This is a genomic window from Salmonella sp. SG203 (assembly GCF_013350575.1).
Taxonomy (GTDB): Bacteria; Pseudomonadota; Gammaproteobacteria; order Enterobacterales; family Enterobacteriaceae; genus Salmonella; species Salmonella enterica.
This window is the reverse complement of the sequence record NZ_SNMT01000009.1, coordinates 164,198-176,384: the sequence shown is the minus strand read 5'-3', so window position 1 is coordinate 176,384 and position 12,187 is coordinate 164,198. Positions and strand designations below refer to the sequence as shown.

Below are 12,187 nucleotides of genomic sequence, written 5' to 3'. Positions count from 1 at the left end.
TTGCATGAGAAATACAATAGATAATAGGATGTTAGATTCAATTCCATTAGTGGAAAGAACCATTGAATCGTCTGGAAATGAACTGCTTATTACATACAATATAATTGGTGATTTAGACTTCGATATTACACTCAGGAAAACTTATCAATCTTATGAACAATTAGAAAATTCAATTTTGGTTTTTTTATCTGATGAAAAAAAACATAATGAAGATATATTAAATTGGGATGATGATTTTTCCATTAAGCAGAAAAAATCAAAAAAAGAACTATTTTTAAGATTTGCTACTGGTCAGTTATTCTTGCCCGATAATGGAGAAGGATTTGTTTTTGATGGTGATATAAATCACATGAGATCGTGGATGGATAAATTATAAAATCTTTGTGAGGTTTATTTTTATAAGTTGGGGAAATATTGAATTTCCTCAACTCTTTATTATTTAACCTCTCAAATCCCGTCTTCGAGTCTGCTCCGGTTTATCAACGGAATATCCCCGGTATTATTCAGTAAGCCGGGAAAATCTTTTAACCATGTCTTAACTTTCCAGTGATTAATATATGTCACGCTCATACCTTCAATACAGCCCCACAGTTCACGGGTATTATGCGGCGTGATCACGATGCAGTCTTTCATCACCCGAATTTTCACAGGCATCCCGTTAATAAATCTGGCCTGCGCCATCCAGTCGCCGCATAAACGAACCGAGCGTCCTTCAACGCATGAATAAAACTCACAGTGGGTAAAATCCGGCACAGTATCAGGATCGCGTATCGATCTCGCTTTTTTAGTGGGTTTCAGCAGATTGGCATTTTCTGCTGATGTTCATCGTGATCAACTGAGACTGGAAAAGAAACATCAGTATTACAGGGAACAGAAAGCGAATGCTACAACCGACTTGGGTTGCCGGAGACGGTGAACTCACCGGGGAAACAGCAGGACAGGTATACCTGGAATGCGCTGGGGCTGATGAGCAGCCACCGGCGCATCACGGGGAGCGTGGAGAGCTGGCGGTATACGCCGCGCGGTCTGCTGGCGGCGCACACGGATGAGGAGAAGCGTGAGACGCGCTGGCAGTACACGCCGGAAGGCCGGGTGGCAGCGCTGACCAACGGCAACGGGGCGCAGTACCGGTTCAGTCACGATGCGGACGGCAGGCTGGTGCGTGAGGTGCGCCCGGACGGACTGAGCCGTACTTTTATCCTGGACGACAGCGGTTATCTGACGGCGATACAGACCACGGGCACGCAGGGCGGCGTGCGGCGGGAGACGCAGCAGCGGGATGCGCTGGGCCGTCTGCTACGGACGGAGAATGAACACGGCCAGCGGACGTTCAGCTACAACCGGCTGGACCAGATAACGGCAGTGACGCTCACGCCCACGGAGGCGGGGCAACAGCAGCACCGGATGCAGGCCGACACGGTGCGTTTTGAGTATGACCGCAGCGGCTGGCTGACGGCGGAGCACGCGGGGAACGGTAGCATATGTTATCAGCGCGACGCGCTGGGCAACCCGACGGACATCACGCTGCCGGACGGGCAGCACCTGACGCATCTGTATTACGGGAGCGGGCATCTGTTACAGACGGCGCTGGATGGCCTGACGGTGAGCGAGTATGAGCGCGACAGCCTGCACCGTCAGATAATGCGCACGCAGGGGCAGCTTGCGACGTACAGCGGCTATGACGACGACGGGCTGCTGAGCTGGCAGCGCAGCCTGGCGTCCGGCAGTGCCCCTGTTCTTCCCGGCCAGCGCCCAGCGCGGCAGGGCTGCGTGACGTCGAGGGACTATTACTGGAACAACCACGGCGAGGTGGGCACGATTGACGACGGCCTGCGTGGCAGCGTGGTGTACAGCTATGACAGAAGCGGTTACCTGACCGGACGCTCAGGTCAGATGTATGACCACGACCGTTATTATTACGATAAGGCGGGCAACCTGCTGGATAACGAAGGGCAGGGAGCGGTGATGAGCAACCGGCTGCCGGGCTGTGGTCGTGACCGTTACGGCTATAACGAGTGGGGCGAGCTGACCACGCGGCGCGACCAGCAACTGGAGTGGAACGCGCAGGGGCAGCTGACGCGGGTCATCAGCGGCAACACGGAGACGCACTACGGCTACGATGCGCTGGGGAGGCGAATCCGCAAGGCGACGTACGGGCGGCACACGGGTCATACGGCGCGGAGCCGGACGGACTTTGTGTGGGAGGGGTTCAGGCTGTTGCAGGAGAACGTGCAGCAGCAGGGCTGGCGGACATATCTGTACGATGCGGAACAGCCGTACACGCCGGTGGCGAGCGTGACGGGAAAGGGAGAAAGCAGGCAGGTGTGGTATTACCACACGGATGTGACGGGCACGCCGCAGGAGGTGACGGCGGCGGACGGAACGCTGGTGTGGGCGGGGTATATCAGGGGGTTTGGAGAGAATGCGGCGGACATCAGCAACAGCGGGGCGTACTTTCACCAGCCGCTGCGGCTGCCGGGGCAGTATTTTGACGACGAGACGGGGTTGCATTACAATCTGTTCAGATATTATGCACCGGAGTGTGGCAGGTTCGTCAGTCAGGACCCGATAGGGTTAAAAGGCGGGATAAACCTTTATCAGTATGCGCCTAATCCGATTAGATGGATCGATCCATTAGGACTTGATTATACAACCTGGCAAATTCATTCCCCTGGTTATGGTGATGTTGTTCAAAAAGGACTTCATTTTTATGCCCCTGGTGGTGTTGAATTATCTGTAAGACCTGATAATAAAGGTGGTATAACATTTACAAATGCAATCCCAAATGAAGCAGGAAGTCCAAAAGTAACAAAAGCAATTGCATTGGCTAAAGAACATTTTGAAAAAGATGTCAGATTCAGAAATGATATACTGAATAAGGCAAATGAAGCGGTGCAATCTGTTCTTGATCATGCAAAAAGAGAAACTGGATCTTTGCGTGATTTGGCTAATGGTCGATCAAGAGAGTTTCGTGATATTGCCCGAAACGTGGAAAGACATAATACACGTGGAGGGTGTGTATGAAACATAATAAATGGAATCCTGCATTTAAATTGGATGTAATGAATGTTATTAAAGATCTTTCTATTAAAGGTTTATGTGTTGGCTCATCTATTGCTCAACTTCATGAAATAATGGGAGAGCCAGAACTACCAGTGGCAAGAATGGGTAAGAAATCAAAAATATATTATTGGCTTTATGGTAATGTTAGTTTCCTTTCCGAAGGAGACTATGTGATAGCTATAGATATTGATTTTCATAGCAATAGAGAACGGGTGATTACGTTTGATAAGACAATGAATTGGGAGATCAATGATTGGTTAAATTTAGCGAATGAAAATGAATTTGACATAAATAATGATAATAAATTGTTTTATTTAACTCATGATGGCATTTCAATTTGTTTATCTCAAAATGGTAGGCTGGGCATGGTTTCTCTTCGGTGAGAATAAGAGGTGATATTTTATTTTTTAAATATGCCGGGAGATTTAAATTCCCGGCTTTTATTATTTAACCCCCATCAAATCCCGCCTTCGAGCCTGCTCCGCTTAATCACCGGAATATCCCCGGTATCGTTCAGCGCCCCCGGAAAGGTTTTTAGCCACGCTTTCACCTTCTTTTGATTAATAAAAGTCACGCCCATCCCTTCAATACAGACAAAGAGTCCGCGGGTATGCTGCGGCGTGATCACGATGCAATCCCTCATTACCCGCACCTTGACGGGCATCCCGTTAATAAACCCCGCCTGCGGCATCCATTCACCGTACAAACGAACTGAAAGTCTCTCAACGCGTGAGTATGTAAGTATCCCGCATAATCGAGCCATTCACATTTAGAGATCATCCGACATAATCAATCTGCCAACGCAGGAGATCGCTATGCGTAAAGCCCGTATTACTGCGCACCAGATCATCGCTGTGATTAGATCAGTCGAATCCGGACGGACTGTTAAAGATGCCTGCCGGGAGGCCGGTATTTCTAAAGCCACCAGGGACAACTGGAAGTCTGGATACGGCGGCAGGGATACGCGTGGAATCACAAAAGGCTCCACCGTATTTACTGTCTGCTCAAGCTGAATTTTCGCCGTAAGGGTAAACAACGGCTGCCGGTACGCAATCCCTCGCCACTGGTCACGCCGGAAGCGCTGAACCAGAGCTGGTCTGTGGGCGTCGTTTTCGCACGTTCAATGTTGTTGATGACTGTAATCGTGAAGCGTTGTCGATTGAAATCGATCTGAATCTGCCAGCTCTGCGAGTGGTCCGTGTACTCGACAGGATTACAGCAACCGCGGTTATCTGGCCATGCTGCGTATGGATAAGGGACCGGAATTTATCTCGCTGGCACTGGCTGAATGGGCAAAGAAACATGCAGTAAAGCTGGCGTTTATCCAGCCGGGTAAGCCGAAGAAAAACGTTTTCATCGAGCGCTTTAACCGGGCATACCGTACAGAAATACTCAATTCTTATCTGTTCAGAACGCTGAATGAGGTGTGGGAAATTATGGATAAAGGGTTATCAGAATATAACTGCGAACGTCCACATGAATCGCGGAACAATATGATACCGAAGGAATACCGCTAACAACATTATCTGGCCGGAATCTTAAAAATGCATGGAACTAAAACGGGTCTATTTACAGGGGCACCTGCGATGAATTTCGCTGCACTGAAAAGCGATACCGGATGAGAGCTGCTTCAAATTAATGTGCCATGTTCACGGGGAGGTTGTGCGACGTTTGCATAATCCAGCAAGAACTGAAAGGAAGGGGAGAGCTTTTTCATGCCTGTATAATCAGTCTGGCCTGTGTCAGTCAGCTCTTAGTGTTGAGACTCTCGTTGGAGCGTTATAATTGCTTTTCCGTTTCGGAAAACAAGATTTTCCATTAAAGATCTTCCCTGCGAGGAAAAGTTAACTAATAATCTTACCGTCGAGTTAGGAGATGTATGTTTAAATATAAACAATGTTGCAACGATGCCTGATAATTATTCTCTCTTCGAAAATAAGTTTCCCACACCCAGTGTGGTGGGTGTCATTGTAATGTTATCACTTGAATGTAAATGGAGGGTATAATTATTTTTTGACTAGTATTCTATTCCACCCCGACAACACGATATTAACATCGATATTGGTTATGTCGGCAACAACGTTGTTTTTCTTAGATTAGGATATGTTGTAAATCTCGGGTAGTAAAGGGGATTTTTTTAAATGAAAAATGCGAAAAAATTAATTATCGCAAGCGTGTTGAGCATGATAACTGCTAGTTGTTATGCTGGTTCAATCGTGGTGGGCTCAGAGCAACAAAGTTCAGTGGATATTGGCTTTGTCTCTCCCCAGCAGTTGAGCGTAACATTTGCTCCAGTGGCGGGCTTAAAGGCTGGGGTGATTAAGTCTAATACGGAGATTGCGACTATTGCAGTTAGTTCTGTTGCTGCTAAACAATTCGCGATCGCAGCGGATTTTAAGGCAAAGAATGTCATGAATGGCGATACATGGACTTTATATGGTAAAAATACTGGCAAAGGAATCAAAGTGTACTTCTATGGTGAGACAACCTCACCAAAGGGGAATGTAAATTACAATGGGCATCAGTGGATCATATATGATATTAACGACAAACTTGGTGTTAAACTAGCTGGAGATCAGAATGTCCCAGCTGATGTCTTCCCAATGACTGTAAACATAGCGGCATATCAAGCTTAATAGTAAGCAACTTCTATTAAGTATTATTAAGGCTTAAAGCATTCCCAGCCACAGGCTTTTCTGTACGGTGAATTTTGGTATGACATTATTCATTCTTGATGTGCTGGGGGATTTTGAAAAGGTGGATTTCCGATGAAAAACGTAAAAGATTTAATTATCGCAAGCGCATTGAGCATTATGGCTGCTAGTTGTTATGCTGGCTCGCTCGTGCCGAATACAAGCACTGGCGTGTCGGCGGATGTAAACTTCAGCAATCCTGGACAACTACAAGCACAGCTTACTCCAGTGTCTGGCTTGGTGGCAGGGCCTCATAAGGGTGATGAGGCTATTGCTATGCTTTCGGTAAGCGGTTCGAGCAAACAATACGCGGTAACGGGAGATTATTCTAAACCTGAAGTAGTGGGCAACGACAGCGATGTGTGGACGGTAACTGGTAAAAGTGGTAATACCATTAAAGTTACCTTTGGGGGGGTAGCCTGTGCCAATAAAGGTTCATTAGTGGATGGTGCTTCGCATAAGTGGTGGGTATATGACATGACAGATAAAGTCGCTGTGAAATTGTCTGGATCACAAACGGTAAAGGCTGATACTTATCCAGTGACGCTACACATAGCGGAGTATCAAGCTTAATAGTAAACAACTTTTATTGCGCCTTATTAAGGCGCAATAAATATCAAGTCATACATTTTTTTATAACTTGTAATATGAAAATTATTAGTTTTGGTGTAATGGCGGCTGTTTTATTCGTCTCTAATTCTATAACTCCTCCAGTGTATGCCACTGAGCAGAAATTAAGTTTAAACACTAAATCATTCAGCGTGAAGCTGGGGGCTACACGGGTGATTTATCACTCTGGTACAGCTGGAGCCACGCTCTCGGTGAGCAACCCGCAGAATTACCCTATTTTGGTTCAGTCTTCAGTCAAAGCAGCAGACAAAAGTTCGCCTGCTCCCTTTTTGGTGATGCCGCCTCTATTTCGTTTAGAAGCGAACCAGCAGAGTCAACTGCGTATTGTCCGTACTGGTGGTGACATGCCAACGGATCGTGAGACTTTACAGTGGGTCTGTGTAAAGGCGCTACCACCCGAAAATGAACCGTCGGATACACAGGCTAAGGGCGCGACCCTTGACCTCAATTTGTCCATTAACGTCTGTGATAAGCTGATTTTCCGCCCGGATGCCGTGAAGGGGACGCCGGAAGATGTTGCAGGAAATTTAAGATGGGTGGAGACGGGCAACAAACTTAAGGTGGAGAACCCCACCCCGTTTTACATGAATTTAGCCTCCGTCACAGTAGGGGGAAAGCCCATTACAGGGCTTGAGTATATCCCCCCTTTTGCTGACAAAACACTAAATATGCCAGGTAGTGCCCATGGTGATATCGAGTGGAGAGTTATTACAGACTTTGGTGGTGAAAGTCATCCGTTCCACTACGTCCTTAAATAAATCCAGGGGCTTAGCGGCAGAATATGAAGTTCAAACAACCTGCCTTGCTACTGTTTATCGCGGGAGTGGTTCACTGCGCAAATGCGCACGCTTACACATTCGATGCATCAATGTTGGGCGATGCAGCGAAAGGGGTTGATATGTCGCTCTTTAACCAGGGGGTACAACAGCCAGGGACTTATCGAGTGGACGTAATGGTGAATGGTAAACGTGTCGACACCCGTGATGTGGTGTTCAAATTAGAAAAGGATGGGCAAGGAACGCCTTTTCTGGCTCCTTGTTTGACGGTCAGTCAGCTTTCACGCTACGGCATAAAAACGGAAGATTACCCTCAGTTGTGGAAAGCAGCAAAGCCCCCAGATGAGTGTGCGGATCTGACCGCCATTCCACAGGCTAAAGCGGTACTGGATATCAATAATCAGCAACTGCAACTGAGTATTCCGCAGTTGGCGTTGCGTCCGGAATTTAAGGGGATCGCTCCTGAAGATCTCTGGGATGATGGTATTCCGGCGTTTCTGATGAACTACAGTGCGAGGACAACGCAGACGGATTACAAAATGGATATGGAGAGGCGTGACAACTCTTCCTGGGTACAACTGCAACCGGGAATCAATATAGGTGCGTGGCGTGTCCGCAATGCGACCAGCTGGCAGCGGAGTGGTCAACTGTCGGGGAAGTGGCAGGCAGCATATACCTATGCTGAGCGTGGACTGTACTCACTAAAAAGTCGTCTGACTCTGGGGCAAAAGACTTCGCAGGGGGAGATATTTGATAGTGTGCCATTTACCGGTGTGATGTTGGCATCGGATGACAACATGGTGCCCTACAGTGAGCGGCAGTTTGCTCCGGTAGTGCGTGGGATTGCCCGCACGCAGGCTCGGGTGGAGGTCAAACAGAATGGTTACACCATTTACAACACCACTGTGGCGCCCGGACCGTTTGCACTGCGGGATCTGTCGGTAACAGACAGTAGTGGTGATCTGCATGTCACCGTGTGGGAGGCCGATGGCAGTACACAAATGTTTGTGGTGCCGTATCAGACCCCGGCGATAGCACTGCACCAGGGATATTTGAAGTACAGCCTGTTGGCGGGCCGATACCGATCGTCAGACTCTGCAACGGATAAGGCGCAGATGGCGCAGGCTACGTTGATGTATGGTCTGCCGTGGAATCTCACTGCATATGGCGGTATACAGAGTGCAACGCACTATCAAGCTGCATTGCTTGGTTTGGGGGGATCTCTCGGGCGGTGGGGGAGTTTATCTGTCGATGGAAGCGACACACACAGTCAGCGTCAGGGGGAAGCGGTACAGCAAGGAGCCTCCTGGCGACTGCGTTACAGCAACCAGCTGACTGCGACGGGGACAAATTTTTTTCTGACGAGATGGCAGTATGCCTCGCAGGGCTATAACACCCTATCCGATGTGCTCGACAGTTATCGACATGATGGCAACCGTCTATGGTCGTGGCGGGAAAATTTGCAGCCGAGCTCGCGTACCACCCTGATGTTGAGTCAGTCATGGGGGAGGCATTTGGGCAATCTGAGTTTAACCGGTTCCCGTACCGACTGGCGTAATCGCCCCGGTCATGATGACAGCTACGGACTGAGTTGGGGAACCTCTATCGGAGGGGGCTCGCTGTCATTGAACTGGAATCAAAACAGAACGCTGTGGCGCAATGGCGCGCACCGTAAAGAGAACATAACCAGCCTGTGGTTCAGTATGCCATTAAGCCGCTGGACGGGGAATAATGTAAGTGCTAGTTGGCAGATGACTTCACCATCACACGGTGGTCAGACGCAACAAGTGGGGGTCAACGGAGAGGCATTCAGTCAGCAACTGGATTGGGAGGTGCGTCAGAGTTACCGTGCCGATGCCCCGCCAGGTGGTGGTAATAACAGCGCATTGCACTTGGCATGGAATGGGGGTTACGGCCTGTTAGGTGGTGACTATAGCTACAGCCGGGCGATGCGCCAGATGGGAGTCAATATCGCGGGAGGTATAGTTATCCACCATCATGGTGTGACGCTGGGGCAACCTTTGCAAGGCTCAGTGGCGCTGGTTGAAGCGCCAGGGGCCTCGGGGGTGCCAGTTGGCGGCTGGCCTGGCGTTATGACGGATTTTCGTGGCGACACCACAGTGGGCAACCTGAGCGTCTATCAGGAGAATACAGTCAGCCTCGATCCGTCGCGACTACCGGATGACGCAGAGGTCACACAAACCGATGTGCGCGTGGTGCCAACCGAAGGGGCGGTGGTGGAAGCGAAGTTTCACACTCGCATCGGGGCCAGGGCACTGATGACGCTGAAACGGGAAGATGGTAGCGCCATTCCTTTCGGGGCGCAGGTTACAGTCAATGGACAGGATGGCAGTGCTGCTCTGGTGGATACTGATAGCCAGGTTTATCTCACTGGTTTGGCGGATAAGGGCGAACTGACGGTGAAATGGGGAGCACAGCAATGTCGGGTTAACTACCAGCTACCTGCCCACAAGGGAATCGCGGGCTTGTATCAAATGAGCGGTCTCTGCAGATAGCCGATTCTGAAGGAGAGAACAATGTGGATGAAAATACAGCGAATGAAAACGGTTATCTATAGCGTAACCTTACTGGTCGCTGCCAGTAGCTTGATGCTGATAGCGAACGCCGCAGAAAAACTTCAGACAACGCTACGTGTAGGGACTTACTTTCGGGCTGGGCACGTGCCAGATGGGATGGTGCTTGCGCAAGGCTGGGTGACTTATCACGGCAGTCACAGCGGGTTTCGGGTATGGAGCGATGAGCAAAAGGCGGGTAACACGCCTACCGTATTGCTGCTGAGCGGGCAACAGGATCCTCGCCATCACATTCAGGTTCGCCTGGAGGGCGAGGGATGGCAACCAGATACAGTGAATGGTCGTGGCGCCATTTTAAGAACCGCTGCAGATAACGCCAGTTTCAGTGTGGTCGTTGATGGTAATCAGGAAGTGCCAGCGGACACCTGGACGCTGGATTTTAAGGCCTGTGCATTGACACACGAGGAGGCGTAGACATCTGTTCCACTCATACTACCTGTATCAGTGAATAAGGCGAATACTGTATATCAGGTTCGAGGATGTATTGAAAATTTACTCAAGGCAAATATGGTTAGCAATCTTCATTGCAGAAAAATCAATTGCTGATTTATTTTAAAATCTGAAATTCATCTTTTTTGTAGGGAGAGGAATATTATGTTTCGTAAAATAATTTAACGGACACTGATGCCTTTATTATTTCTGTTTTGTGGATTTGTTTGATTCACTCTTTTGTGAGCGGGGCTTTATAAGCCCCTGGTATAAGGTTTATTTATCTGTCAGGTATTCATATGTGATATTTAAGATTTTATGTTTAGGGGGCTTTTTCTTGTCCCCTCAGGCGTAAAAATAATTTATTTTTTACATAAAGGAATAAAGCATATGTCTTATGCACGACATTTACCGGTATTAATGTATCACCATGTCAGTGATAAACCCGGACAGATAACCTTATCTCCCCGTACGTTCCGGGCGCAGATGAAATGGCTGGCTGAATCTGGCTGGAAAACCGTTACCGCTGCAGAGGTGGAAGCTTTTTATCATGGTGCAAGATTGCCTCGTAAAAGCGTCATGCTGACCTTTGATGGCGGCTGGCTGGATAACTGGTTGCAGGTTTTTCCGGTGCTGCAGGAGTTTAATCTGCATGCGCATCTCTTTCTTGTGACCAGTTTGATCAGTGACGGATCGGTCCGTATTCCTGCAGGCGAACCGGTGTACTCTCATGATGAGTGTCAGATGCTGGTTAAACAAGGCCGGGCTGATGAGGTCATGCTGCGCTGGTCAGAGGTTCGGGAGATGCACCTCAGTGGCCTTGTTGAGTTTCACTCGCACACGCACACCCACCGACGCTGGGACCAGAAACCTGTGTCCCGTAATCCGTCGGATTTGCTTCGTGTCGATATTCTTCTTAGTCGTAAGCGGATGAGGGAGATGCTGGGTTATTGCAGTCAGCATCTGTGCTGGCCTGAGGGCTGGTATTGTTCTGATTATATTCATGTGGCTGAAGAGCTGGGGTTCACATACCTGTATACCACAGAAAGGCGTATGAACAATCCAGTCATCGGTTCACAGCGTATTGGTCGTATCAACACAAAGGAGCGAAAGAATGTGGGCTGGCTGAAACGTCGTCTGTTTTATCACACCACGCCCGGATTTTCTTCGCTGCTGGCCCGGCATAAGGGGGCACGTCGGATAGCTGACTGAGCCGGAGACCAGGATGAAAGTGCTGCATACCGAATCCTCCCCCATCATCGGCGGGCAGGGGTTGTAGGCTATATCCCAAATGATGGTGCTGATTTTGAGCAGAAATAAGATAACACCGGAAGCCGTGATAGACCCGGTTGCGCAGAATCTGGAGGCAGCAGGTCACTGGCGCAGGGCTTCTACCCGCTGGCTTTTGGTTATGGGAGATTTTGAATGTACAGAGGCCCAGCGGGAGTGGTTGTTGTTGCGCCGGAATTATTGCCTTGCGCAGATATCTTCCCCTGGCGCCAGTAAAGCTGGATATCAGCGACGTGACGAAATGAGAGGAGCCTGCACATAGGTTTGTGTTTTGAGTAAGTGTCTTATTTAAACCGTCTGTTCTGTTTCCTCCGCTTTCACAAATAATATCGAGCCGGGTGGGGGGTACGCAAGTAAGAATAATCTGGCGATGTTTTGCTTGTTTCCACGGGATACTTTGTTAGGTGAACGATGCAATTAATGTGCTCCAGACTGCGTCACAGAAAAGGAGAATGCCTTTGCAGAACGGGTGCATGACAATGAACCACTTTATTATTGAGATCTGGTTCGGCGACAACCTTGACGATCGCTTCTGAGATAGGGTATTTACACTGAGTGGTAAACAGGTTCAATTAGTAACCGGAGATGGATGCAAAATCATGATCGATTCAGATGCTATTTTGCAGCCAATAGATTTTTTATTAAGATGATATCAAGGACATTGAGGCACACAATGACGCATCAGTAAGTCGTTGATAGCTCATTTGATATA

The 12,187-nt window shown here is 48.7% G+C and carries 11 protein-coding genes and 3 pseudogenes; 12 read left to right on the top strand and 2 right to left on the bottom strand.

Annotated features, from left to right (window positions below):
- The first annotated feature begins 28 nt into the window (after window positions 1–28).
- Window positions 29–376: a hypothetical protein gene (locus HV477_RS14930; RefSeq protein WP_000887296.1), complete on the top strand. Its 348-nt coding sequence runs from the start codon at window positions 29–31 to the stop codon at window positions 374–376.
- A gap of 71 nt (window positions 377–447) precedes the next feature.
- Here HV477_RS14930 and HV477_RS14925 read toward each other — a convergent pair whose 3' ends face one another.
- Complete coding sequence (locus tag HV477_RS14925; protein ID WP_240195190.1) at window positions 448–681, bottom strand: type I toxin-antitoxin system SymE family toxin; 234 nt, start codon at window positions 679–681, stop codon at window positions 448–450.
- A gap of 204 nt (window positions 682–885) precedes the next feature.
- On the opposite strand from HV477_RS14925, the pseudogene HV477_RS14920 reads away from it, so the two are divergent.
- Window positions 886–2,653 (top strand): annotated as a pseudogene (locus HV477_RS14920) (RHS repeat-associated core domain-containing protein); the annotation flags it as partial.
- Window positions 2,654–3,020: 367 nt separating this feature from the next.
- On the top strand, window positions 3,021–3,446 hold the full coding sequence (locus HV477_RS14915; protein WP_000682228.1) for a hypothetical protein: 426 nt from the start codon (window positions 3,021–3,023) through the stop codon (window positions 3,444–3,446).
- Between the two features lie 74 nt (window positions 3,447–3,520).
- Here the strand turns inward: HV477_RS14915 and HV477_RS14910 are convergent, their stop codons facing one another.
- Window positions 3,521–3,826 (bottom strand): SymE family type I addiction module toxin, encoded by a 306-nt coding sequence (locus HV477_RS14910; protein WP_010989118.1) that lies wholly within the window; start codon window positions 3,824–3,826, stop codon window positions 3,521–3,523.
- A gap of 52 nt (window positions 3,827–3,878) precedes the next feature.
- Here HV477_RS14910 and HV477_RS29045 point away from each other — a divergent pair, with 52 nt between their 5' ends.
- The 9 genes and pseudogenes from HV477_RS29045 to HV477_RS14870 all read left to right on the top strand — a co-directional run.
- Window positions 3,879–4,076, top strand: coding sequence for a transposase (locus HV477_RS29045; RefSeq protein ID WP_079899330.1), 198 nt, complete (start codon window positions 3,879–3,881; stop codon window positions 4,074–4,076).
- Window positions 4,010–4,580 (top strand): annotated as a pseudogene (locus HV477_RS14905) (integrase core domain-containing protein); the annotation flags it as partial. The gene HV477_RS29045 and the pseudogene HV477_RS14905, both read left to right, overlap by 67 nt.
- Before the next feature lie 624 nt (window positions 4,581–5,204).
- Window positions 5,205–5,699, top strand: coding sequence for a hypothetical protein (locus HV477_RS14900; RefSeq protein WP_079899331.1), 495 nt, complete (start codon window positions 5,205–5,207; stop codon window positions 5,697–5,699).
- Between the two features lie 132 nt (window positions 5,700–5,831).
- Window positions 5,832–6,329 carry a Saf-pilin pilus formation protein SafA gene (locus HV477_RS14895; protein WP_175065152.1) on the top strand — a complete coding sequence of 166 codons (498 nt, stop codon included), beginning with the start codon at window positions 5,832–5,834 and terminating at the stop codon, window positions 6,327–6,329.
- 74 nt (window positions 6,330–6,403) lie between these two features.
- Complete coding sequence (safB, locus tag HV477_RS14890) at window positions 6,404–7,144, top strand: pili assembly chaperone SafB (protein WP_175065151.1); 741 nt, start codon at window positions 6,404–6,406, stop codon at window positions 7,142–7,144.
- 23 nt (window positions 7,145–7,167) lie between these two features.
- The gene (locus tag HV477_RS14885) at window positions 7,168–9,678 is read left to right on the top strand and encodes a fimbrial biogenesis outer membrane usher protein (RefSeq protein WP_114063893.1); all 2,511 of its coding nucleotides are present in this window, start codon (window positions 7,168–7,170) and stop codon (window positions 9,676–9,678) included.
- A gap of 21 nt (window positions 9,679–9,699) precedes the next feature.
- Window positions 9,700–10,170, top strand: a complete 471-nt coding sequence (gene afaD / locus HV477_RS14880) for an AfaD family invasin (protein WP_079899335.1) — start codon at window positions 9,700–9,702, stop codon at window positions 10,168–10,170.
- A gap of 405 nt (window positions 10,171–10,575) precedes the next feature.
- Window positions 10,576–11,397, top strand: coding sequence for a polysaccharide deacetylase family protein (locus HV477_RS14875; protein ID WP_023209688.1), 822 nt, complete (start codon window positions 10,576–10,578; stop codon window positions 11,395–11,397).
- Between the two features lie 82 nt (window positions 11,398–11,479).
- Window positions 11,480–11,717 (top strand): annotated as a pseudogene (locus HV477_RS14870) (PerC family transcriptional regulator); the annotation flags it as partial.
- Window positions 11,718–12,187: the final 470 nt, after the last annotated feature.

What these genes read in the sequence shown, in the direction of transcription:
- HV477_RS29045 (WP_079899330.1), top strand. Translation starts at nt 3,879, where the DNA reads ATGCGTAAAGCCCGTATTACTGCGCACCAGATCATCGCTGTGATTAGA.
- HV477_RS14885 (WP_114063893.1), top strand. Translation starts at nt 7,168, where the DNA reads ATGAAGTTCAAACAACCTGCCTTGCTACTGTTTATCGCGGGAGTGGTT.
- safB (WP_175065151.1), top strand. Translation starts at nt 6,404, where the DNA reads ATGAAAATTATTAGTTTTGGTGTAATGGCGGCTGTTTTATTCGTCTCT.
- HV477_RS14915 (WP_000682228.1), top strand. Translation starts at nt 3,021, where the DNA reads ATGAAACATAATAAATGGAATCCTGCATTTAAATTGGATGTAATGAAT.
- HV477_RS14925 (WP_240195190.1), bottom strand. Translation starts at nt 681, where the DNA reads ATGGCGCAGGCCAGATTTATTAACGGGATGCCTGTGAAAATTCGGGTG.
- HV477_RS14895 (WP_175065152.1), top strand. Translation starts at nt 5,832, where the DNA reads ATGAAAAACGTAAAAGATTTAATTATCGCAAGCGCATTGAGCATTATG.
- HV477_RS14875 (WP_023209688.1), top strand. Translation starts at nt 10,576, where the DNA reads ATGTCTTATGCACGACATTTACCGGTATTAATGTATCACCATGTCAGT.
- HV477_RS14930 (WP_000887296.1), top strand. Translation starts at nt 29, where the DNA reads ATGTTAGATTCAATTCCATTAGTGGAAAGAACCATTGAATCGTCTGGA.
- afaD (WP_079899335.1), top strand. Translation starts at nt 9,700, where the DNA reads ATGTGGATGAAAATACAGCGAATGAAAACGGTTATCTATAGCGTAACC.
- HV477_RS14900 (WP_079899331.1), top strand. Translation starts at nt 5,205, where the DNA reads ATGAAAAATGCGAAAAAATTAATTATCGCAAGCGTGTTGAGCATGATA.
- HV477_RS14910 (WP_010989118.1), bottom strand. Translation starts at nt 3,826, where the DNA reads ATGGCTCGATTATGCGGGATACTTACATACTCACGCGTTGAGAGACTT.